This window comes from Flavobacterium johnsoniae, from assembly GCF_030388325.1.
In the GTDB taxonomy this organism is placed as follows: Bacteria; Bacteroidota; Bacteroidia; order Flavobacteriales; family Flavobacteriaceae; genus Flavobacterium; species Flavobacterium johnsoniae_C.
Map to the genome: position 1 here is coordinate 2,806,456 of NZ_CP103794.1, position 22,773 is coordinate 2,829,228.

General features: G+C 31.9%; 26 protein-coding genes. 13 read left to right on the top strand and 13 right to left on the bottom strand.

Going from position 1 to position 22,773, the window contains the following annotated elements:
• Positions 1-77: 77 nt before the first annotated feature.
• Positions 78-1,127 (top strand): sensor histidine kinase, encoded by a 1,050-nt coding sequence (locus NYQ10_RS12180; RefSeq protein WP_289876599.1) that lies wholly within the window; start codon positions 78-80, stop codon positions 1,125-1,127.
• A 13-nt stretch (positions 1,128-1,140) separates the two neighbouring features.
• On the opposite strand, the gene NYQ10_RS12185 is transcribed toward NYQ10_RS12180, so the two are convergent.
• The 4 genes from NYQ10_RS12185 to epsC all read right to left on the bottom strand — a co-directional run bounded on the left by NYQ10_RS12185 (position 1,141) and on the right by epsC (position 4,480).
• A complete protein-coding gene (locus tag NYQ10_RS12185; protein ID WP_289876600.1) occupies positions 1,141-1,542 on the bottom strand; it encodes a hypothetical protein in 402 nt (133 codons plus the stop codon).
• Positions 1,543-1,673: 131 nt separating this feature from the next.
• A complete protein-coding gene (locus NYQ10_RS12190) occupies positions 1,674-2,660 on the bottom strand; it encodes an aldo/keto reductase (RefSeq protein WP_289876601.1) in 987 nt (328 codons plus the stop codon).
• Between the two features lie 139 nt (positions 2,661-2,799).
• Complete coding sequence (cysM, locus tag NYQ10_RS12195) at positions 2,800-3,687, bottom strand: cysteine synthase CysM (protein ID WP_276174331.1); 888 nt, start codon at positions 3,685-3,687, stop codon at positions 2,800-2,802.
• A gap of 1 nt (position 3,688) precedes the next feature.
• Positions 3,689-4,480: a serine O-acetyltransferase EpsC gene (epsC, locus tag NYQ10_RS12200; RefSeq protein WP_289881037.1), complete on the bottom strand. Its 792-nt coding sequence runs from the start codon at positions 4,478-4,480 to the stop codon at positions 3,689-3,691.
• Positions 4,481-4,670: 190 nt separating this feature from the next.
• On the opposite strand from epsC, the gene NYQ10_RS12205 reads away from it, so the two are divergent.
• A complete protein-coding gene (locus tag NYQ10_RS12205; RefSeq protein ID WP_289876602.1) occupies positions 4,671-5,372 on the top strand; it encodes a DUF1003 domain-containing protein in 702 nt (233 codons plus the stop codon).
• Positions 5,373-5,486: 114 nt separating this feature from the next.
• Here NYQ10_RS12205 and NYQ10_RS12210 read toward each other — a convergent pair whose 3' ends face one another.
• Entirely contained in the window at positions 5,487-5,771 is a 285-nt protein-coding gene (locus NYQ10_RS12210; protein ID WP_354669338.1) for a DUF2752 domain-containing protein, read from the bottom strand.
• A 106-nt stretch (positions 5,772-5,877) separates the two neighbouring features.
• Here NYQ10_RS12210 and NYQ10_RS12215 point away from each other — a divergent pair, with 106 nt between their 5' ends.
• Together NYQ10_RS12215 and NYQ10_RS12220 are read left to right on the top strand one after the other, a co-directional pair.
• A complete protein-coding gene (locus NYQ10_RS12215; protein WP_289876604.1) occupies positions 5,878-6,045 on the top strand; it encodes a hypothetical protein in 168 nt (55 codons plus the stop codon).
• Between the two features lie 7 nt (positions 6,046-6,052).
• On the top strand, positions 6,053-6,604 hold the full coding sequence (locus NYQ10_RS12220) for a Smr/MutS family protein (protein ID WP_289876606.1): 552 nt from the start codon (positions 6,053-6,055) through the stop codon (positions 6,602-6,604).
• 145 nt (positions 6,605-6,749) lie between these two features.
• On the opposite strand, the gene NYQ10_RS12225 is transcribed toward NYQ10_RS12220, so the two are convergent.
• Positions 6,750-7,730: a hypothetical protein gene (locus tag NYQ10_RS12225; protein WP_289876607.1), complete on the bottom strand. Its 981-nt coding sequence runs from the start codon at positions 7,728-7,730 to the stop codon at positions 6,750-6,752.
• Positions 7,731-7,817: 87 nt separating this feature from the next.
• On the opposite strand from NYQ10_RS12225, the gene NYQ10_RS12230 reads away from it, so the two are divergent.
• Positions 7,818-8,948 (top strand): cysteine desulfurase family protein, encoded by a 1,131-nt coding sequence (locus NYQ10_RS12230; RefSeq protein ID WP_289876608.1) that lies wholly within the window; start codon positions 7,818-7,820, stop codon positions 8,946-8,948.
• Between the two features lie 24 nt (positions 8,949-8,972).
• Here NYQ10_RS12230 and NYQ10_RS12235 read toward each other — a convergent pair whose 3' ends face one another.
• Complete coding sequence (locus NYQ10_RS12235) at positions 8,973-9,533, bottom strand: L-threonylcarbamoyladenylate synthase (protein WP_276174326.1); 561 nt, start codon at positions 9,531-9,533, stop codon at positions 8,973-8,975.
• 206 nt (positions 9,534-9,739) lie between these two features.
• On the opposite strand from NYQ10_RS12235, the gene NYQ10_RS12240 reads away from it, so the two are divergent.
• Positions 9,740-10,525 (top strand): DUF5672 family protein, encoded by a 786-nt coding sequence (locus NYQ10_RS12240; protein ID WP_289876609.1) that lies wholly within the window; start codon positions 9,740-9,742, stop codon positions 10,523-10,525.
• Here the strand turns inward: NYQ10_RS12240 and NYQ10_RS12245 are convergent.
• Together NYQ10_RS12245 and NYQ10_RS12250 are read right to left on the bottom strand one after the other, a co-directional pair.
• On the bottom strand, positions 10,522-11,055 hold the full coding sequence (locus tag NYQ10_RS12245; RefSeq protein ID WP_289876610.1) for a glycosyltransferase family 4 protein: 534 nt from the start codon (positions 11,053-11,055) through the stop codon (positions 10,522-10,524). The genes NYQ10_RS12240 and NYQ10_RS12245 overlap by 4 nt on opposite strands.
• Positions 11,052-11,618 (bottom strand): glycosyltransferase, encoded by a 567-nt coding sequence (locus NYQ10_RS12250; RefSeq protein ID WP_289876611.1) that lies wholly within the window; start codon positions 11,616-11,618, stop codon positions 11,052-11,054. The genes NYQ10_RS12245 and NYQ10_RS12250 overlap by 4 nt, the downstream gene beginning before the upstream one ends.
• A 121-nt stretch (positions 11,619-11,739) precedes the next feature.
• Here NYQ10_RS12250 and NYQ10_RS12255 point away from each other — a divergent pair, with 121 nt between their 5' ends.
• Both NYQ10_RS12255 and NYQ10_RS12260 read left to right on the top strand, forming a co-directional pair.
• Positions 11,740-12,507, top strand: coding sequence for a Kdo domain containing protein (locus NYQ10_RS12255; protein ID WP_289876612.1), 768 nt, complete (start codon positions 11,740-11,742; stop codon positions 12,505-12,507).
• Between the two features lie 107 nt (positions 12,508-12,614).
• Entirely contained in the window at positions 12,615-13,259 is a 645-nt protein-coding gene (locus NYQ10_RS12260; protein ID WP_289876613.1) for a class I SAM-dependent methyltransferase, read from the top strand.
• On the opposite strand, the gene NYQ10_RS12265 is transcribed toward NYQ10_RS12260, so the two are convergent.
• The 3 genes from NYQ10_RS12265 to NYQ10_RS12275 form a co-directional block, all read right to left on the bottom strand.
• On the bottom strand, positions 13,237-14,013 hold the full coding sequence (locus tag NYQ10_RS12265) for a glycosyltransferase family 2 protein (protein WP_289876614.1): 777 nt from the start codon (positions 14,011-14,013) through the stop codon (positions 13,237-13,239). The genes NYQ10_RS12260 and NYQ10_RS12265 overlap by 23 nt on opposite strands.
• A 5-nt stretch (positions 14,014-14,018) precedes the next feature.
• A complete protein-coding gene (locus tag NYQ10_RS12270) occupies positions 14,019-15,086 on the bottom strand; it encodes a glycosyltransferase family 9 protein (RefSeq protein ID WP_289876615.1) in 1,068 nt (355 codons plus the stop codon).
• A gap of 117 nt (positions 15,087-15,203) precedes the next feature.
• The gene (locus tag NYQ10_RS12275; RefSeq protein ID WP_057118644.1) at positions 15,204-16,019 is read right to left on the bottom strand and encodes a 2,3,4,5-tetrahydropyridine-2,6-dicarboxylate N-succinyltransferase; all 816 of its coding nucleotides are present in this window, start codon (positions 16,017-16,019) and stop codon (positions 15,204-15,206) included.
• A 262-nt stretch (positions 16,020-16,281) separates the two neighbouring features.
• Here NYQ10_RS12275 and NYQ10_RS12280 point away from each other — a divergent pair, with 262 nt between their 5' ends.
• From NYQ10_RS12280 to NYQ10_RS12290, 3 genes are all read left to right on the top strand, one after another.
• Positions 16,282-16,911, top strand: coding sequence for a PAS domain-containing protein (locus NYQ10_RS12280; RefSeq protein ID WP_289876616.1), 630 nt, complete (start codon positions 16,282-16,284; stop codon positions 16,909-16,911).
• A 166-nt stretch (positions 16,912-17,077) separates the two neighbouring features.
• Positions 17,078-17,491 carry a Holliday junction resolvase RuvX gene (ruvX, locus tag NYQ10_RS12285; RefSeq protein WP_289876618.1) on the top strand — a complete coding sequence of 138 codons (414 nt, stop codon included), beginning with the start codon at positions 17,078-17,080 and terminating at the stop codon, positions 17,489-17,491.
• Between the two features lie 126 nt (positions 17,492-17,617).
• Complete coding sequence (locus NYQ10_RS12290) at positions 17,618-19,111, top strand: malate:quinone oxidoreductase (RefSeq protein ID WP_289876619.1); 1,494 nt, start codon at positions 17,618-17,620, stop codon at positions 19,109-19,111.
• Positions 19,112-19,151: 40 nt separating this feature from the next.
• Here the strand turns inward: NYQ10_RS12290 and NYQ10_RS12295 are convergent, their stop codons facing one another.
• The gene (locus NYQ10_RS12295) at positions 19,152-21,374 is read right to left on the bottom strand and encodes an FUSC family protein (protein ID WP_289876620.1); all 2,223 of its coding nucleotides are present in this window, start codon (positions 21,372-21,374) and stop codon (positions 19,152-19,154) included.
• Positions 21,375-21,575: 201 nt separating this feature from the next.
• Here NYQ10_RS12295 and def point away from each other — a divergent pair, with 201 nt between their 5' ends.
• Positions 21,576-22,166, top strand: a complete 591-nt coding sequence (gene def / locus NYQ10_RS12300) for a peptide deformylase (RefSeq protein WP_289876622.1) — start codon at positions 21,576-21,578, stop codon at positions 22,164-22,166.
• A 61-nt stretch (positions 22,167-22,227) separates the two neighbouring features.
• Positions 22,228-22,716, top strand: coding sequence for a DUF5606 family protein (locus NYQ10_RS12305; protein ID WP_289876623.1), 489 nt, complete (start codon positions 22,228-22,230; stop codon positions 22,714-22,716).
• Positions 22,717-22,773 lie beyond the last annotated feature (57 nt).

Below are 22,773 nucleotides of genomic sequence, written 5' to 3' on the forward strand. Positions count from 1 at the left end.
CTTCAGTTTAAAAGTTAATTTTGTTTGTGTAATAAACCCAAAGAATTACAGTTTTAACCTACTATTATTGTTGCTTTATGAAGTTGTATCATACGCTCTCTCAAATAAGCTTTCTTAAAAGAAGTTATGCTTTTAAATTTCTATTTGTTGCATTTATCGGTATTCATATTCCTTTAATCGGAATTTTGTTTTTTGTACTTTATTTTCAGCACAATATTTCGCCAACATCCATTCTTGTTTTTTCTTTGGTAATGACGCTTATTGCAACTGGATTGACACTTCTTATTTTAAATCGATTAATAAAACCAATTCAGACAGCATCTAAAGCATTGGCCGATTACAGAAATTCACGAAAATTATCGGCATTACCAACAGAATATACAGACGAAGCCGGTTTATTAATGTGTAATATTCAAGAATCTATTTATGAGGCAGAAGGTTTTATTAATGAAAAACAAGATTTAATTTATATGCTTTCGCATGATTTGAAAAACTTTGCTGGAAATCCGCAAGGTTTGGCTAAATTGATCATAAGCGAAGAACCTACCGATTCTGTAAAAAATCTCGCTGAATTAATCTGTGAATCTACGAATCTTCAATTTAGATATATTGAAAATTTCATCAAGCTTTTAAAAGAACAAGATGAAGTGGTAAAAATCAATCAAGACATTAAAACCATTTTATTTCCAAATATACTTCCTTTTATTAATGAACAAGTTGAACAACGTTTATTAGACAAAAAAATAAAACTGAATTTAGTTTTAGAATGTGTCGAGGCTAAACTTAAAATTGATGAAGGTTTATTAATTCAGGTTTTAGTGAATTTGATCAGTAATGCCGTTAAGTTTTCTTATTTTGAAAGTGAGATTAAAGTCCGAATTTTTGCAGAAGATTCAAAGCTGATTTTGACTGTAAAAGACAGCGGAATTGGTTTTGATAAACATCAAATAGAAGAATTATTTAAGAAATTTACCAAAATGAGCCGTCTCGGAACCGCAAATGAAGGTTCTACCGGAATTGGACTGTATCTCTGCAAAAAAATAATAGAACGAAATAAAGGTCGATTGACAGCATCGAGCGACGGAAAAAATAGAGGTGCCGAATTTAGAATCGAGTTTGATATCTAATTTTCGTTCGTTTTTAGTACAATGCTTTTGCGTAACTTAATTTAGGTTTTCCATCAACACAATCTACCCCGGTTGGTGGTATTATAACTTCGCAGGTTGACATTATATTCCATTTTATGTCATATGCAGTTTGTGCGTCGGTGTATGCTTTTACTTTGGCAAGAAATGCTTCTTTGTTTATTTTTTTTGAGTATGGAATGTAAAGTGCTACGCCTCCACAAGCCTTAGTGCCAAGTGGAGTAAAATCCCAATCTTTTGCATCGGTACATGATTGCGTAGTGGCCAGAGAAAGCGTAATAATCTCCTGATGCATTTTTTCTAGTTTTGCTGCATCTTGTTCTTGAGTTGTGGCTTCATCATTTGTACAAGAAGCTAAAAATAAAGTTGCAAGTAAAATAAAACTTAGTCTTTTCATGGTTAGTGATTTTATAGTTAGTTTTATTATTAGATGCGGTGATTCACAAATGGTTGCGTGAATCTAAAAAAAAACTGAGATACATGAACAAAAAAAATGCAGTATCTCAGATTTAAAATATCTTTAAGAAATTACCAAAGCTGGTGAACAGCTGGTTTTATAAGATCGTTATAAATTTTATTCATTTCAGAAATTTGTTCTGAAGTTAATTTCGGAGTATCGTAAACCGATAAATTTGATAAAACATGATCTGTTTTAGATGCGCCAGGAATAATACAGCTAACTTCATTAAAACTCAAAATCCATTGCAGCGCGATTGGAGCAAGGTTTTGCGATTCTGGAAATAGCGCCTTTAAAGCTTCAACAGCTTTTAAACCTAAATCATAATCAATTCCAGAGAAAGTTTCTCCTTTATCAAAAGCTTCGCCGTTTCGGTTAAAATTACGGTGATCTTGAGAATCGAAAGTTGTTTTTGAATCAAATTTACCTGTTAAAAGTCCGCTTGCTAGAGGAACTCTCGCAATAATTCCGATGTCTTTCTTTTTTGCTTCAGAGAAAAATAATTCTGAAGGACGCTGACGAAATAAATTGAAAATAATCTGAACCGTAGTTACATTGTCATATTCAATTGCTTTTAATGCTTCTTCAACTTTTTCGACACTTACACCAAGATTAAGGATTTTTCCCTGTTCTTTTAATCGGTCGAAAAGTTCAAATATTTCAGGACGATAATATACTTCTGTTGGCGGACAATGTAATTGAATCAAATCCAAAGTTTCTAAACCAGTTCTTTTCAAACTGTCTTCTACAAATTTTTGAAGCACTTTTGGGGAATAACCTTCATTTACGTGAGGATTAATCTGTCGTCCGCATTTTGTGGCAACAAAAATTCGTTCAGAACGAGAGCGAACAACTCTTCCAACGGCAGTTTCGCTTAAGCCATTTTCATAAACATCGGCAGTATCAATAAAATTAACGCCATTGTCAATCGCAGTATTCAAAAGTTCGTCGGCAGTTTTATCATCAAATCCCGATCCCCATTTTCCGCCAACTTGCCAAGTTCCAAGTGAGATTTCAGATATATTAAAGTTTGTTTTTCCTAGTTTTCTGTAGTTCATTTTTTTCTTTTAAGGTTCAAAGGTTCAGAGATGCAAAGCGGCAAAGGTTTTTTTTGTTTCAAAGGTTTGGAAAGAGGCAAAGTTTTTTTACTACGTTTAAAAACCTTTGAACCTCTGAGCCTTTGTAACTTTGAACCTTTTAATCGAACAAATCCGAAGATAAATAACGATCGCCTCTATCGCAGATAACGGCAACGATAACTCCAGATTCTAATTTTTCGGCAATTTTTAAGGCAACTGCAACAGAACCTCCGCTGCTCATTCCTGCAAAAACACCTTCTTCAAGCGCTAATCTTTTGGTCATTTCTCGAGCTTCTTCTTCGCTTACATCGACAACGGTGTCAACTTTAGAAGCATCAAAAATTTTCGGAAGATATTCTTGTGGCCATTTACGAATTCCAGGAATCTGAGAACCGTCGCTCGGTTGTGCGCCAACAATCTGAACATTAGGATTTTTTTCTTTTAAATAAGTAGAAGTTCCAATAATAGTTCCTGTTGTTCCCATTGCGGAAACGAAATGCGTTACAGTTCCGTCAGTATCGTTCCATATTTCGGGACCAGTTGTTTTATAATGTGCTTTCCAGTTGTCGTCGTTTGCAAATTGATTCAGCATTAAATAACCGCCTTGTGCTACTTTTTTATCTGCATAATCTCTAGAGCCAATAATTCCTTCGCTGGCAGGCGTTAAAATAACAGTTGCACCGTAAGCACGCATAGTTTGAGTTCTTTCTTTTGTTGAATCTTCAGGAAGAACTAATTCTATTTCTATACCAAATAATTGAGCAATCATTGCAAGTGCAATTCCAGTATTTCCGCTCGTTGCTTCAATTAATTTATCACCTTTTTTAATTTCGCCTCTTTCTAAAGCAGCCGCAATCATATTATAAGCAGCTCGGTCCTTTACACTTCCTCCAGGATTATTTCCTTCGAGTTTAAGCAAAAGCTTTACATTTTTATTTTTAACCAAATTGACCGTTTCCATTAACGGAGTATTGCCAATCAGGTTTAGTAACTTATGTGAATTCATTTTATTTTTTTTCTTTGATTTTAACTTCAGTTGTAGTGGTATTCAAAACGATAGAATCTGCTGGAACAGATTTTGTAATCCAAGCATTTCCTCCAACAACACTATTTTTTCCGATTGTAGTTTTGCCTCCCAAAATGGTTGCGTTGGCGTAAATACAGACATTATCTTCAACTGTTGGATGCCTTTTTGCATTCTTCATTTCTTTACTTACGCTCAAAGCTCCAAGCGTAACACCTTGATAGATTTTTACATGTTTTTTGATAACAGTTGTTTCACCAATTACAATTCCGGTAGCATGATCTATAAAAAATGGCGATTCGATACTAGCGCCGGCATGAATATCAGTTCCTGTAATTCTATGCGCATATTCGCTCATTAAACGAGAAAAAAGCAATAAATCTAAGTGATACAATTCATGGCTTAACCTGTAAATAGCAATCGCATAAAATCCAGGATAACCTAGATAAACTTCATCAATACTATTAGAAGCTGGATCATTTTCTAAAATATATTCGGCATCTTGATTTAATTTTTCTAAAACGCCAGGAAGTTTTTCAAGAAATCTTTCCCAAATAGATCCGCATAAATTTTGCGGTTTTTTACAAGCTAAAACAGCGATTTCTTTAAAACGGATTTCTAACTCACTAATGCTTTCGTCTAAAGCTGCATTTGAATCAAAAAGGGTGTAAAAAAGCTTCTCTGTAAAATCTTCTGTTTTTGTTTTAATGCCGTAATTTATGTGCGAATGGCTCTTTAAAGCCTTTATATTTTGTATGATATTGTCTTTTGTCACAATGGTAAGAATGAATGAATAATTTTGGAACGTTAAAAGTAAGGTGTTTTTTGGAAATAAAGTCACGATTTAACTAAAGAAATTTTCTCTAGAATATCATATTTGTGATAAAAAAGTAATTGTAAACGAGATCTTTTTATATCATTCTTAAGAAGTTATTTACGTAAATTAGCCTATAAAATTTACAAAAATGAAAAACAATCAAACATTTAAAAGCGCTATTTCGGGGCTTTCTTTTTCTGAAAACGAGAAAATCTACGGGAAATCTATTCATGATCCAATTTTGGGTTTAATTAAAAAAGAATTTCCCGATTTTAATGATGATGATTGTATCGCCGTAAACGAGTTGAATTTGTATCGTCAAAAGTACATTTCGAATTACCTTTCAACAGAAATTGGAGCGCTTTCGGCTATGGAGAAAAGCGTTATTTCTTCTTTAAAAGATGATAAATCTATTGTAAGCACTGTAGAAGATGAGGAAGAAACACGAAATCTCGGACAAAGAGTGGCAGATCGAGTAGCAGATTTTGGAGGAAGCTGGACTTTTATTATCTCTTTTGTTGTTTTTATCACTATTTGGATCAGTTCAAATGTTTTAATTTTTCAAAATAAAGGTTTCGATCCATATCCGTTTATTCTCTTAAATTTAATTCTTTCTTGCGTTGCAGCTTTGCAAGCGCCGGTGATTATGATGAGTCAGAATCGTCAGGAAGAAAAAGATAGAAATCGAGCTAAAAAAGATTATATGATTAACCTAAAATCGGAATTAGAAATCAGAATGATTCATGATAAAATTGATCATTTGATTATGCATCAACAACAAGAATTAATCGAAATTCAGAAAGTTCAAATTGAGATGATGAATGATATTTTGGATCAGATTAAGAAATAAAAGAGAATTAAAATTTTAATTTTTTATCCCGAAGTTTCGGGACCAAATTCAAAAAAGGAGCAAAGCGACTTTTAGAAAATCTAAAATCTAATCCCGAGGCTTCGGGACTAAAATCTAAAAATAAAAGTGTTTTAAGTAATAACCTCCAAGCATAAAAAAGAGGTTTAAAATTGACATTCTCCAAATCAGTTTTTTATAGTTTTTAGATTTGTCTAAAAAATGAAGCGCTATAAAGCCGAAGAGCAAAAGGCAAGAAAATATCGCTGGATACTTTTTAAAAGCTGCTAAAAATTCGCCTTGAAAAAGTAAGAATAAAGAACGCTGAAAACCACAGCCCAAACAGTCAAAACCGAAGATGGATTTGAAGAGGCAAGGAATCATATATCGCTCTAAATTCATTGTAATTATTTTTGCAATTTTACTAAAAAAATATGACAAACGATTGGAGTAGAATGGAAGTGCTATTTGAAAGTTTTATACTTTTGAGATCTTAAACTTTGAATGAATGAAAGCTTTTAAAATTATAATAATGATTCTTGCGATTTCGGTTGCGTTGTATGAGCAAGTTTCAAAAGAAAAAAATATCTATATCATGATTGTTGCGATTGTAGTTTTCATGTTTGGAATGATGCAGCTGAGCGCAAAAACGCCAAGTAAAAATAACGATAAATAAGAGTAGGATGTTGGTAAAAGGAGATAAGGTTTCGGTACTCGACGAAGCCATAAACGGAACAGTTGTTTCGGTCAAAAACAATGAAGTTTTAATAGAAACTACAGATGGATTTATGATGACATTTTTTGTCAATGAATTGATTAAAATACAGGATTCCAGTAATTTAATGAATTCTATTAAAAGAATTAATTTAGATGAAGTTTCGAAAGAAAAAACAGAGCCAAAACCGAGAAGTTTTGTTAAAGAAAAGAAAGATAAACGTGATTTTGGAGTTCCAGAATTTGATCTTCATATAGAAAAATTAGTTCCAAATAAACGCGGAATGTCGAATTATGATATTTTGACTTTGCAGACCGAAACTGCAAAAAAACATATCGAATTTGCTATAAGAAACCGCATTCCGAAAATCGTTTTTATTCATGGCGTTGGCGAAGGAATTTTAAAAGCCGAACTAGATTTTTTATTAGGGCGTTATGACGGAATTGATTTTCAAGATGCCAATTATCAAAAATATGGTCTTGGCGCAACAGAAGTTTATTTTAAACAAAACAATAAATAAAATAAATTTCGAGTGCTTTAAAAGGTTCTTTTTAGGACATAAAAAACGTCTGTTTTTCGATCTGATTTATCTTAAAATCAGCTTCAGAAAACAGACGTTTTTTGTAAGAATATTTTATTTGGATTTCTGTAGAAATCTGCTCGTTTTATAAAGGCGCACTTTTAGTAATTGTTCCAAGAACGAAACTGGTTCCAAGTTTAAAAGAGGTTTTTCCTTTTTTCAAAACTACATTTTTAAGTACTATAGTATGTATAAGATTTTGTGCTACTCTTTCGGTCGAAACTTCTATAATGCCACCTAATTGTCCTTCCCATGTTTGATCAACAGTTGGAGTTTCTGGCTTTTTTTCTGCACAGATTGCAGCGTCTGTAAAAATACCTGTACCCGATTTTACTGTTCGATAATATACATTATTTTTTGTTGCTGTAATTGCGCTTTGATTAGGCTTATCAACAGGGGTAGCTTGAGTTCCAAATAAAGTTGTATCAATGTTTTCAACAGATAGGTAGAAAGAAGTATTGAAATTATAAATTCCGTTCATATAAGAACATTCTCTAACAGGCTGATCGACTACAAATGTTAAATTTGCCGCAGGTACGTTAGTAACATAATTTCCAAAAACAAATTTTTCGTTAGTTTGAACCCCAGAAGGTTTAGAAAATGTGATGTTTCTAAAAATTACACTGTGCGTGTATCCTGTTATTCGTGAACTTCCATCGGTTGCATTAGGAATTTCATTTGCATTACTCTCAATTTCTATTACTCCGTCTGTACCAATCCATTCTTCTGTTATTTTTGGAGTACTCGGCGGAATTGTGCCGCAAATGTTTGTAGCAGCTACAGTTCCATCGTATGCTCTATAAACTGCTCGATAAGAACCGTTTCCTTTTGCATCTATAGTGTAAGTATAAATAGAATCATTTTCATTTCTGAACGATCCCACTGGCATTTGAAGCAAAAGAGCTTCCTGAGTTTTTAATTTATAAACTAAAGTGCTAGTCGCTGCATCGCCGCAGGCTTCAGCTTCAGTTGTATCTCCAAAATCTATAGTATCTACAGTTAAATCTCCATCATCGCATCCATTCAAAATAAGAGCAAATAATAAGAGGGCAGCATATTTTTTCATTGTAAAATTTATTTTGGTCAAAAATAGTGAAAAAAATGCCAAATGATATTTAAGATTTGACAATTGATATTTCTTAACTTTGCAGCAATGAAAAAAGTATATCTAGATAACGCCTCAACAACAGCAATGCGTCCTGAAGTAGTTCAGGAAATGACTAAAATAATGCTGGAGGATTATGGAAATCCATCTTCTACGCATAGTTTCGGACGAAACGGTAAAACTATTATAGAGCTTTCTAGAAAAAGTATTGCTAAGTATTTAAATTGTACTGCTCAGGAAATTATTTTTACTTCTGGCGGAACGGAAGCTGATAATTGGATTCTTCGCTCGGCTGTAGAAGATTTAAAAATAGAAAGAATTATTACTTCAAAAATAGAACATCATGCCGTTTTGCATACGGTTTGGACGCTTAAAGAAGAATACAATATTCAAGTTGATTATGTAAATGTAAATGCTGACGGAAGTTTGGATTTAACGCATTTATCTAATTTGTTATCCGATGAAAAGAAAACTTTGGTGAGCTTAATGCATGTAAACAACGAAACTGGAGCTATTTTAGATTTAGATCGCGTTAGTTTGATTTGCAAGCAATACAATGCATTATTTCATTCGGATACGGTTCAGTCTATCGGAAAAACAGAAATAGATCTGCAAAAAACTCCAGTTGACTTTATTCTGGCAAGTGCACATAAATTTCACGGACCAAAAGGAATTGGATTTGCTTTTGTTCGAAAAAATTCTGGTCTGCAGCCGTTGCTTTTTGGAGGAGAACAGGAAAAAGGACTTCGCGCTGGAACAGAAGCCGTGCATCAAATTGCTGGAATGGCAAAAGCTTTGGTTATTTCTTATGAAAAACTAGACGAAGAAAGAGCCTACATAACAGAACTAAAAAACTATCTAGTTGAACAATTAGAAATTCATTTTCCAGATTTTAGAATTAATGGAAAAAAAGACGATTTTTATAATATCGTAAACATTATTCTGCCTTTTTCATCTGATAAAACATCGATGCTTCTTTTTAGTTTAGATATGAAAGGAATTGCGGTTTCTCGAGGAAGCGCCTGTCAATCTGGAAGTATAAAACCTTCACATGTTTTAAACGAAATGCTTTCTGATGAGGATTTAAAATTACCAAATCTCCGAATTTCATTTAGCCATTATAACACCAAAGAAGATATCGATTGGCTTATTGAAAGCCTTAAAGAAATTGATAATTGATAATTGATAATTATCAATTATCAATTATTTACGAATAACCTTAACCTGCGAATCGTTTGTTAATTTGATAATAGTTGAAGATTTTCCGTTGATTTTATCTTGGTTTAGGTTTACAACATAATCAACACCATTTATGATTTCTGGACTAATGTCTTTGAAAGCAATCGGTGTTGGCTGACCTGAAATGTTAGCAGAAGTTGAAACCAAAGGTTTTTTCATTCTCTCCATCAATTTATAGCAAAAAGGTTCTTTTACCAATCGAACGCCCAACGATTTGTCGGCAGCAATAATATTTGGAGCGACATTTCTAGCATCATCAAGAATTAAAGTAGTAGGTTTGTCTGATAAATCCCAGATTTGCCAAGCAACTTCAGGAATGTTTTTAAAAACATTGTACATCATCTTTTCTCCATTCATCAAAACAATCATGCTTTGGGTTTCTGCACGTTGTTTTAATTTATAAATTTTAGCAACAGCATCGGCATTAGTAGCATCGCAGCCAATTCCCCAAACAGTATCAGTCGGATAAAGAATGATTCCGCCTTCTTTAATCACTTCGTATGCTTTAATTATTTCTTCGTTCATTGTAAACAGCAATATATAATTCAGTTGCAAAAATAATCTTTATAGTTGGTAAAAAGTTTAAATTTAATTGACAATAATTAAGTTTTTGTGATTTATAAGATTATTTTTGTTGCTTAAGATAGAAGGTCAGGAAAAACAGACAATATAAAGCGCTAATTTTGTTTCGCTTTTTTACTTCTTAATTATGAATAATCTTAAAATACCACATGGATAAAAAAGCAGCAAAAATTGTTATTCCTGTATACAAGGAATATTTTGGAGAACTTGAAGAAAAATCATTTTTACAATGCTGTAAAGTTTTAAAAGATTATGAAATTGTAATCGTGCATCCAGAAGGATTAAATTGTACTTATCTAACAGAAAAGTATAATAATTTAAGCTTTAAAAGTTTTTCTAAACACTATTTTGCTACGATTGACGGGTACAATGAATTGCTGTTGTCTTCTATATTTTACGAAAGTTTTTTAGATGCTGAATATATTTTAATTTATCAGCTTGACGCTTTTGTTTTTAGAGATGATTTGATGAAATGGTGTCAAAAAGGTTATGATTACATTGGTGCGCCTTGGATTGCCACTTCTACAGATTCTTTCGGAATGAATATTTTTAATAAAGTAGCAAGATTGTTTAGATCGAAAAAGAAAAATGCTCGCGAACAGACTTTCTTTAAAGTAGGTAATGGCGGTTTTTCTTTGCGCAAAGTAGCTTCACATTATAACATTTCAAAAGAGCAGCAACAGTTTATAACTGAAGTTTTAAACGAAACGGATAAAAAAATCTACGCTATAGAAGATGTTTTCTGGTCGTTGAAAGCAATTGAATTTGATCCTAATTTTACAATTCCTGATTATAATGAGGCAGTTTATTTTGCTATTGATCGTAAACCAAATTTGGCAATGAAATTAACAAATAATGAACTTCCTTTTGGCTGTCACGCCATTAATAAACCAAAAGTAATTGACTTTTGGAAACCTATAATTGATCAATATTAGATAATACTTTTATAAAAAGCGTAATAATGTTTTTGCATAGTGCTAAGGTCGTGATTCTTTTTAACTAGTTCAAAAGCATTTGATTTTACATATTCGCTTAAATCTGAATTTTTTAAAATTTCGAGTACTTTTTCAGACAATGTTTCACTGTCTTTGATTGGTGTAAGAAAGCCCGTTTTTCCATCTGCAACGACTTCAGGAATTCCTCCTGCCATAGTAGAAACAACGGGAACTTTAGATGCAAAAGCTTCATATATTGTTAAAGGGAGTCCTTCAGTCACAGAAGTAAGTAAAAAAACATTAAACTCAGGTAATAAGTCTATTGTGTTTCTAAAACCGGTAAAATAAATGTCTTTTTTTAAATCATTGGCATCGGCATAATTGATTAGATCATTTTTTAAAGGCCCATCTCCAATAACTACAAATTTGATAGTTAAGGAGCAGCTTTTAGCTTTAATTTTTTTTGCTGTATCAATAAAAGTATAAATATCTTTTTGGTTTGTTAATCCAGCGATATTGCCAATTATCAAGGTTTCTGGAGAAAGACTAAATTCTTTATGAGCAAACTGTAGTTTGTTTTTAGAGAAAATTTTTCTACATCTATTGAATCGTAAATTGTAATTAATCGGCTTTTGTCTTTAATTATTTTGTCAAATATAGATTCAACAGCTTTAGAAACACAAATAATCTTCTTAATCCTAGGGTGAGAATATTTGTGTCTATTTAAAAATTTATCTTTGATTTTGTTGTTTCTTTTTCTGCTCAAAATAAGCGTTATAGATTTATTTAAAAACTTTAAAGCTATTAGAGCAGCATTTAATGCAGATGAATCATGTATGTGTAAAATATTGATATTTTCCTTATTGCAAATATTAATTATCGCAAGAGTTAGATTGAATAATTTTAGTCTGTTTTTTGTATAAGTGAAATAATCAGCTTTATCATTTTTACAAATTGAAGATAAAATAGAATTATTTGGACATAGAATGTATTGCTTAATATCACTTTTTTCTTTTAATAGCTTGTAAACGGTGTACATTTGAGCGTCACCACCTCTCAATTCAGTTATTGAAGTGACATTTAATATTTTCATTATTTTTTAAATTTTTGCAAAAATATAAGAAAAATATTACTTTAAAGAATAAATGATTTCTTTTTATTATTCTATGGAAGCATTTAACTATTTTTGAAGTTTTAAAACATAGATACTTATTATGCCTCTAGAAATTAGCGAAAAATTTAAAGTAGACGAGAAAGATATAAAAGAGATCCTGAATAATTTTAGCTCTTCTGGCGAACTTTTTGGCAACGGTGATCGTAATAAAATTAAATTGTTCAAATTAGACGGAAAAACGATTAATATTAAATCATTTAAGATTCCGAATCTAATAAATAAAATTGCTTATAAATATTTTAGAAAATCAAAAGCGAGACGTTCTTTCGAGTACGCCACAATTTTATTAGAAAAAGGAATTGGAACTCCAGCACCTCTTGCATTTCTTGAAAATTTTAATTTTTTAGGTTTAAAAGACAGTTATTATGTAAGCGAGCATTTGATAACAGAATTAACATATAGAGAACTTGTAGAAATTCCTGATTTTCCAGATCATGAAACTATTTTAAGACAGTTTACTAAGTTTTGTTTCGATCTTCACGAAAAAGGGGTGGAGTTTTTAGATCATTCTCCAGGAAATACTTTAATAAAAAAAATAGACGAGAATAATTACGCATTCTTTTTGGTTGATTTAAACCGAATGAATTTTCATAATTCTATGAGTTTTGAACAACGTATGAATAATTTTAGACGTTTAACTCCTAAGAAAGAAATGATTGCGGTAATGAGTAACGAATATTCTAAATTCTATACCGAGAAAAGCGAAGCCGAAATCTTCGAAAATATGTGGCAAGCTACCGTCGATTTTCAAGAAAGTTTCGCAAAAAAGAAAAGAATAAAAAAGAAACTTAAATTCTGGAAATCCTAAATTTCGCCGTATTTTTTCGCTTTTTCATGTAAAATATTTTTCTGTCTAATTATTATCGTAATTGTTGTTCCTGTCTTTATTTTTATATATTTATAAAAAACTAACAAATGAACTACGATAATAAACCAGATTCTTATTACAGTAAAATGCGTTTCGAGATGTTAAAATATCTTCCAAAGGATTCGCAAAAAATATTAGAAATCGGCTGTGGAAATGGCTGTTTTGGAGAATATCTTAAAAAAGAAAATAATAGAGAAGTTTGGGGTATTGAGTTAATGCCAGAAGAAGGCAAAGAAGCAGAAAAAGTTTTAGATAGAGTTTTTATCGGAAAGTGTGAAGATTTTATTGATCAATTGCCAGATAATTATTTTGATGCCATTTATTGTAATGATGTTTTAGAGCATTTATTTGATCCGTATTCTTTGTTAAAAGATTTAAAATCAAAACTTTCTAAAAAAGGTGTTGTAATTAGTTCTATTCCAAATATTAGATATCATAATCAATTTAAGATGTTTTTATTTAGTAAAAATTGGAAATACCAAGATCACGGTATTATGGATTTTACTCACATGCGATTCTTTACAGGAAAAAGTATAGAAAGAATGTATAAAGACGCAGGATATTTAGTAAAAACTCACGAAGGAATAAACAAAACAAAGTCCATAAAACCTTATTTGTTTAATATTTTGTTTTTATTTACGCAGTTGGATATTTTCTATCTTCAATATGCTACAGTTGCTTCGAAATCCTGATTTTTTTAAGTTCTTGAAAACGAGCTGAAACACTCAAAGCATTTAAATAGCAAATAGTCAAACCCTTTTTGCCGTCCAAAAAACCTAAACGAATCACAAATTGATTTAAGAATTGATATGCAGGACGGATATAAAAATGAAAAAAATTAGGTTTGGTGTTTTTTGAAAGTTCTTCTTGAGCTTTTAATTTTCCGTAAAAAATCATTTTTTGTTTATAATCATCAAAGGTGGAGTAAGAAAAGTGAATTAATTTATTTTTTAATTTTCTTACTTCGCCATTTATAACCAGTTTTTCGTGAACGATTTTTTCATGATTATAAAAAGCATTTTCCTTCTTAAAAAGACGAATAATTTTATCAGTCTGCCAACCGCTGAATCTCAGTCTTTTATCTTTAAACATAAAAGTTCGGTACATAAAATAGGCTACAGCTTTATTTTCTTCATTAATAGCGGTTTCGATTTCTTTTTTTAGATTTGGAGTTACTCTTTCGTCGGCATCAATAAAAAGAATCCAAGAATTTGAAGCTAAATTTATGGCGTAATTACGTTGAGAAGCAAAGTTTTCAAAAGAATGCTGAACTGTTTTTACATTCTTGAAAGATGAAGCAATCTCAAATGTTCTGTCAGAACTAAAAGAATCTACTACAATAATTTCGTCGGCAAATGAAAGATTTTCCAAAACATTTTGAATGTTTTGTTCTTCATTTCGCGTAATAATTAATGCTGATAATAATTGTTTTTCTGAAGAAATCATTGCCATTAATTAAAGCCGTTTTGTTTTAAAAACAATTTGATTCTATCTTCAAAAAAATCAGGTAAAAACTTCTCATATAAAGAGAGTGATTCTTTTTTGAGCATTTTCTCTGTTTTGTTTTCAAACAGAGCTGGTCTATAATCTTTTAAATGAACCGAAAGATGATGAATTCCGTCTTCAAAAGTCGCCCAGATTTTCTTTTCAATCCAAGGAGAAAAAATTATAAAAGAAGGTTTTTCTAATGCTTTTGCCATATTTATAGCGCCTCCGTCATTTCCGATAATAGCGTCGCATTGATTGACTAATCCAATAAAAGATCTTAAATCTCCGCCTAATAAATCGAAATAAATCTTGCTTTGTGTAGAAGGTTTACAAGTATTAAAAACAGTTTTAGCTTCTTCTAATTGTTTCGGAAAATAGTTAAAAAGGATATTTACGTCAGCATTGTCTGCCACATAATCTACCACTTTCGCCATAAATTCTAGCGGATAAGTTTTAAGTTTTTCGCTTCCTAAAAGGCTTATCATAATTGTTTTTCTGTTTTTATTAACCTGATGTTTTTCAAAAAGTGCGATTGCATCTTGATTTTCTTTTTCAGAAACAAACAATTTCGGAATTGGGTTAATTTCTGTTTTAAGATTAAGAGGTTCTAACAAAGAAAGCCTTCTTTCTATTGCAAGTCCAAGATTAGTCTTCGGAAATGGTTCAAACGGAACATTGTCTGTGTATAAAAAAGTTCTTCCAGGTTTTTTGTACGAAATTTTTCTTTTGGCATTACTAAGTAAAACCAAAATCCAGCTTTCTAATTTCGAATAAGCATCAATTAATATATCGTAATTTTCTTTTCGAAGTTGAATTCCTAATTTTAAAAGTTCTTTTTTGCTTTTTCGATGTTTTTCTTCAAATAAAATTACATTGTCAATGCTAGAATTTCCTTCTAAAACTGGAGTTGTAGAAGTGTAGACTAAATAATCTATTTGCGCATCTGGATAAGCAGTTCGGAGGTTATTGCAAATAATACTGCTTACCAAAACATCTCCAATCATTTTTTGTTGGATTACAAGTATCTTCATTTAAAATAAGGATGTATTAATGAACTACAAATTGAAGCAAAAAAAATCCAAATTCCAATCATTTTATAGAAAGGAATTTGGATTTTTTTAAAATTGAAATTTATATACTATAAAATATTAAACCGCAACATCATATTCACGAAGCGCATTGTTTAAAGAAGTTTTTAAATCTGTAGATGGCTTACGAGTACCAATGATTAAAGCACAAGGAACTTGAAATTCTCCAGCAGCGAATTTTTTAGTATAACTTCCAGGAATAACCACTGAACGAGCAGGAACAAAACCTTTCATTTCAACTGGTTCATCACCTGTAACATCGATAATTTTAGTAGAAGCTGTTAAACATACGTTTGCACCAAGAACTGCTTCTTTACCAACGTGTACACCTTCAACAACGATACAGCGAGAACCGATAAAAGCGCCATCTTCGATAATAACTGGAGCAGCTTGTAGTGGCTCAAGAACACCACCAATACCAACACCACCGCTTAAGTGTACATTTTTACCAATTTGAGCACAGCTTCCAACAGTTGCCCAAGTGTCAACCATTGTCCCTTCGTCAACATATGCACCGATGTTTACATAACTTGGCATTAAAATAACACCGCTAGAAATGTAAGCGCCGTAACGAGCAACAGCATTTGGCACAACGCGAATTCCTTTTGCAGCATAATCTCTTTTTAGTAACATTTTATCGTGATATTCGAAAATACCAGATTCCCATGTTTCCATTTTTTGAATTGGGAAATACATAACAACAGCTTTCTTAACCCATTCGTTTACTTGCCATTTGTCACCAACTGGTTCAGCAACACGTAGTTTTCCTGCGTCTACCAATTCGATCACTTCTCTAATGGCGTCAGTTGTTGTAGTTTCTTGTAATAAAGCTCTGTTTTCCCAAGCTTGTTCAATTATAGTCTGTAAAGAATTCATACGTTTTAATTTTTGGCAAAGATAAGGTATTTGTAGAAATCGAAAAAAGTAAAACGATTTGAAAATGTTACATATTTAACTTTTTGTTTCTTATTTGTAAGACTTTTTGATATGGTTTATTTAATAATTTACACAGTTAGCTCTAAAAGTTTTTTTTATGTCAAAATATGACAAAAGTCAGATTTTGTGCTTTTTCTTCTAAGTAATTTCGCTGTGTTGAAAAACATTCCATTCAAACAAAATAATCATATAAGCAGTAAGTATGAATCAAGAAAATCAGTTTCAGAACAGAGTAATCATTGATAAAGAAGTAGCTTGGGACAAAACCCGAGTTATTATGAGTAAAACTAATGCCTTTGGTATTATAGAATATGCCAATGAAGTTTTTGTAGATGTTTGTGGTTACGAAGACTACGAATTAATGGGGCAGCCGCATAATATTATACGTCACCCGGACATGCCGAAAGTTATTTTTAAGGTGCTTTGGGAGAATCTTAAAAACGGAAAAAATTTTCATGCCATTGTAAAAAACCTTGCAAAATCGGGAAGATATTATTGGGTAATTACCGATTTCGATATTGCTCGAGACGAAAATGATGTAATTGTAAATTACTTTGCTCGTAGACAAGCTGTACCGCAAGAAGTAATTGCTGTACATATAGAACCTTTGTACAAAAAGTTACTGCAAATTGAAGCAGCAAGCGGAGTTGAATTTAGTGAGAAATACTTAATTGGTTTTCTAGAAGAAAAAAAGAGAACTTACGTAGAATATATTAAGGAGTTGATTTTTGAACACGAAAAATCACAAGCTAAATTTTCGAATTATGTAGAAGAAGAGGGGGAGGAAGAAGAGGAACATAGAGGTTTTTTCAGTCGATTGTTCGGAAGATAAATAGAAGTTATTTTTTAGGTTTTTGAATATTTGGATAGAAAGTCCGTCTTGAATCTTTCAAGGCGGATTTTTGGTTTAATTTTTATTTACATTCAAAAGAATAACATTTGTCTTTTGAAATAAAATCATAAAAAAAATTGAAGTAAATTTGCTCAAAACTTGAAACATGCCAAGAATCCTCTCCATAGATTACGGACAAAAACGCACAGGAATTGCAGTTACAGACGAAATGCAGATTATCGCTTCGGGGTTAACAACAATTCCAACCCATACTTTGACCGATTTTTTAAAAGATTATTTTTCAAAAGAAAAAGTCGAAGCGGTTTTAATTGGAGAGCCAAAACAAATGAATGGACTTCCTTCTCAAAGCGCTTCTGTGATTAATGGTTTTGCAAAACATTTTGCGAATTTGTTTCCCGAAATAAAAATAATAAGAGTAGACGAGCGATTTACCTCAAAAATGGCATTCCAAACTATGATTGACAGTGGCTTAAATAAAAAGCAGCGTCAGAACAAAGGATTAATTGACGAAATTTCTGCTACAATTTTGCTTCAAGATTATCTTTCTTCAAAAAAATAACGCTGTAGGACGGTTTTTTTGTTTATAATTTAAAGGTTTTTAGAAATTCCTAACTTTTATCATGTAAAAATTAGTTTTTTTTTGCAATTAAAAAAGTACCTTTGCACTTTAAATAAAAATACTGTTATGCCTGACGAAACCATACGTTCAAATAGTGATGTAGTACTCATTGGCGCTGGAATAATGAGTGCCACTCTCGGAGTAATTTTGAAAGAATTACAACCAGATATAAAAATTGAAATTTACGAAAGATTAGATGTTGCTGCAGCAGAAAGCTCTGATGCTTGGAATAATGCAGGAACTGGTCACTCTGCTTTTTGTGAATTAAATTATACTCCAGAAAAGGCAGACGGAAGTATAGATCCTAAAAAAGCAATAAGTATTGCAGAATCATTTGAGATTTCTCGCCAATTTTGGTCTTACTTAGTGCAGGAAAATAAAGTTCCTTCTCCAGATAATTTTATTAAAAGCGTTCCTCATATGAGTTTTGTATGGGGTGACAAAAACGTTGATTATTTAAAAAAGAGATTCGACGCACTTCAAAGCAATCCGATTTTTGCTGACATGACTTTTAGTACCGATTTTGAACAGCTTCAAAAATGGATGCCATTGGTTATGGAAGGACGTAATGCTGACGAAAAATTAGCTGCGACTCATATGGAAATTGGTACCGATGTAAATTTTGGTGCTTTAACAAGAAGTATGTTTAATTACTTAGAAAAACTAGACGGCGTTTCTTTGTTCTTTAATCATGAAGTTAAAAAATTAAGACAGCGTGAAGATAAATCTTGGAGAATAAAAATCACAGATTTATCGACTGGAAGAAAACGCAAAGCGTATACTAAATTTGTATTTATTGGTGCTGGTGGAGGTTCTTTGCCTTTATTAGAAAAAGCAAATGTTCCAGAAGGAAATGGTTACGGAGGTTTTCCAGTAAGTGGACAATGGCTTAAATGTACAAATCCAGAAGTAATTGCAAAACACGCAGCAAAAGTTTACGGAAAAGCTAGTGTTGGAGCTCCTCCAATGTCTGTTCCTCATATTGATACTCGTGTAATTGATGGCGAAAAAGCACTTCTTTTTGGTCCATTTGCAGGATTTTCAACTCGTTTTCTTAAAAACGGATCTTATTTAGATTTGCCTTTATCAATTAAAGCAAATAACTTAATTCCGATGTTGGCGGCTGGTTATCATAATATTCCACTAACAAAATATTTGATTGAGCAAGTTCGTCAATCTCCAAAAGATAGAATGAAAGCTTTACGCGAATATCTTCCAACGGCACGTTCTAAAGATTGGAAATTAGAAAAAGCAGGGCAACGTGTTCAGGTTATTAAAAAAGATGAAAAAGAAGGTGGAGTTTTAGAGTTTGGTACAGAGGTTATTAATACTCACGACGGAACTTTGGCTGTTTTATTAGGTGCGTCTCCAGGAGCTTCTACAGCTGTTGGAATTATGGTTGATTTGGTTGGAAGATGTTTTGGAAATCAAATTAAGACGCCAGAATGGGAAGCGAAATTAAAAACAATGATCCCTTCTTATGGTCAGAAGTTAAATGAAAAACCAGAGCTTTTGGCAGAGGTTAGAAAACATACAGCAGAAGTTTTAAAAATAAAATAAGCTTCTCAATTATTTAGAATAAAAAACAAATCCAGATTAATTAATCTGGATTTGTTGCTTTTAGATCGGTTGTGTTTTTTAGAATTTTTTCGGCAAGATTACTCATCCAAATTAATTGCTCAATAACCATAGATGCTTCTTGCATTTTAGCTTGACGCGTTTCTTTGTCCAAATCATCATCTTCGGCAAGACGCGTGAAGTTTTTTCTTTTTAATTCTTCAAATTGTAGCGTCACATCTTCTTTTTCAAAAAAAGTATCTTTCAAAATAACTTCATTTCTTAAAACAGCAATGGCATGATCAAGATTGGCTAAAATTGTTTTTATAATATAATTGAATGATTCTGAAGCAGAAGTCGTTTGGTGCGACTGAATATAGGTTGAAAGTGAAGCTAAAGCTGATAATAAAGAGTGATTTAAAACCACTAATTTATTAACCAACGGCATAGTTTTTTGCTTCGATTTTGGTTCTTGCATCATTCGCTGAAAAGAAGTCATTAAATTGCCAATTTCAACAAAAGCATTTTTTCTCGCTAAACGATAAGATGTTGGAACTTCTCCTTTTTTATTATAAAAATCAGCAATTTCTTTTAAATACGTTCTGTTGGCGCGAATTGAATTTTCAATATGAATTGGCGTATTAATAAATTCCCAAGCTGGCCATAAAAAGTGATTGGCAATAAAAGCCAAAATTGCACCCGCAAGCGAATCTAATATTCTGTACTGAATTACTTCGTTAATATCTGGAGTTAGAATTCCGTAAATAAAAACAACATACATTGTCACAAACGTGGCGCTTATTTTATAATTAATCTGTGTAAATGAAATTCCCAAAAGCATACAAACAATAGAGAAAATACTCAGCGCAACGTGGTTTTGAATAACAGATACAATTCCAAAAGCTATCAGTCCGCCCAAAACCGTTCCGAAAATTCTATTGTAAGATCGTTCTTTTGTGAGTCCGTAACCAGGTCGCATGATTACAACTATGGTTAATAAAATCCAATATACATTTTGAAAAGGCAGTACTTGTCCGAGGAAAAATCCAATCAAAATCGTAATAGTTAACCTTATCGAATGTCTAAAAATAGATGAAGAATAACTTAAGTTCTCGATTAAAGTTCGTAACGGATAATATTGCGGAGTCAAGAATTTCTCAAGCTCTTTATCTTTATCTTTTAATTTATAAGACTGCATCGCCAAAGAAAATGCTCGCTGAATAATTTTGATTTTTCCAACCTGATTTTTGGCGTATTTCAGCATATTTGTCAGCATCAAAACACCTTCTGCGGCTTCTTCTTTTCCTAATGTTTTTTCGTAATCAAAAATGGCAAATTCTAGAGCGTCCAATTCATTTTTCAAATCGTGTTTGTCAACATATACACTAATATGACGAACATTTTTAGAAAGCTTTTTTAAAGTCGAAGCTAGTTTGTAAGCAACATTTTGATACGTTCTTAAAACATCTGGATGTTTAGCAAACTTTTCATGAAGTTTACTATGGTCGAAAGATGTATAAAGAGCAAGTTCCTGAATTTCAACCAAAGTAATAAAAACCAAAAGCATCTTTCTATTCTGACTCGTGATTCCAGAAGCATTCTGATTTCCAATAAGCATTTTTCTTAAATCTTCATGTATAAGATTTAATTCTACCTGAACAGCCAGTTGTTTTTCAATAATTGCTCTCCTATTGGCTTCTGGACTCCATAAATCGCCTCTTAATTTTAAATATTTGGCGGTCAGTTTTATTCCCTCAGCAATTTGAAGTTCTACATATTTATAAGGTTGTACAAAATGAAATACAAGTGATACAATTAAATATAAAATTCCTCCAATAAATATAAAACCCGAATATTCAAAAGCTTCCCAGCCTTCATGCAAATGCCCAAAAGAAAGCGAAATCGATAGTAAAGCGGAGAAAGAAATCAAAGTTGCGCGCTGTCCGTAGACCGAAATCATGGAACATATAAAAAGAAGAAATCCTAAAAAGATATAAAAAAGAAAAGGATACGGATAAACCAGATTTACAAGTAAGTTTACTCCAGAAACGATAAAAGATGCGGCAATTAATCCTTTAATTTTATGGCTAAGAGAACTCGGTATATCGCTGGGATATGTGTAAAAAGCTCCAAGCGCAATAGTAAAACCAATTTCGAAATGACCCAAAAAATTTAAAACCAAAACAGGAACAACAGAAGCGATAGTTACTTTTGAGGCATTGAAAAATGAAGTACTGTTAGTAAATTTTGAAATTTTATCAATCATAAATAGCCGTTTACTAGCAAAGGTAAGAATTGTAAGAGTGATTTTGGCATAATTATAGCTGAGATTTCTAACGACAATTAAAAAATATGATATAAAATAGTATAAGAATTATTCATTGACTATTTTTTACTATTTTTGCCAGCTGAATTATCAGAACTTTAATTCTGTTTTTTTACAGCTTAAAAATATAAACAAAAACAAATGATTTTACCAATTGTAGGATACGGTGATCCTGTTTTAAGAAAAGTTGGGCAGGACATTACGCCAGAATATCCAAACCTAAAAGAAACAATCGCAAATATGTACGAGACTATGTATAATGCGTACGGAGTTGGGCTTGCTGCACCGCAGGTTGGACTTCCGATTCGTTTGTTTGTAATTGATACAACGCCTTTTAGCGATGACGATGATCTTCCTTCAGAAGAACAAAAAGATTTGAAAGGTTTTAAAAAGACTTTTATCAACGCTAAAATCGTAAAAGAAGAAGGTGAGGAATGGGGTTTTAACGAAGGCTGTTTGAGTATTCCGGATGTACGTGAAGATGTTTACAGAAAACCAACCGTTACAATCGAATATTGCGAAGAGGATTTTGTAATGAAAACGGAAGTATTTGACGGTTTAATCGCAAGAGTTATTCAGCACGAATATGATCATATTGAAGGAATTTTGTTTACAGATAAAATTTCGTCTCTTAAAAAACGTCTGATTCAAAAGAAACTAAAAAATATTACTGAAGGAAAAACGTTTCAGGAATATAGAATGAAGTTTTTCGCAGCAAAAAAAGGAAGATAAAATTTCTAAAGTATCTTTAGAAAAAAAATAAAGCAAATTCTTAATACTAATTTTAATAAAAATGAATTTAACGAAAATTTTAGCCATTTCAGGAAAACCAGGTTTATATGAGTTAAAAGTTCAAACTCGTACAGGTTTTGTGGCGGAATCATTAATTGATGGAAAGAAAATTACTGTAAATCTAAAAAGCAATGTAAGTTTATTGTCTGAAATTTCGATTTACACTTATGCAGGTGAGAAACCGTTAACTGAAGTAATGCAGCAGATTGCCGTTAAAGAAAACAAAGGTCAAGCAATTTCTCACAAAGAAGACAATGCTACTTTAGCAGCTTATTTTAAACAAATTCTTCCAGATTACGATGAAGAAAGAGTTTATCCATCAGATATTAAAAAAGTATTAAACTGGTATAATACACTTCAAGCAAAAGGTTTAGTAACAGATTTAGCTCCTGCGGTTGAAGAACCAAAAGAAGAAGCTCCAGCTGCTGCAGAAAAACCTAAAAAAGCTCCAGCTGCAAAAAAAGCAAAAGCTAAAAAAGAAGAAGAATAAAAACTTTTCTTTTTGAATATATAATATCCTGTTAAGATGTTTTCTTGACAGGATTTT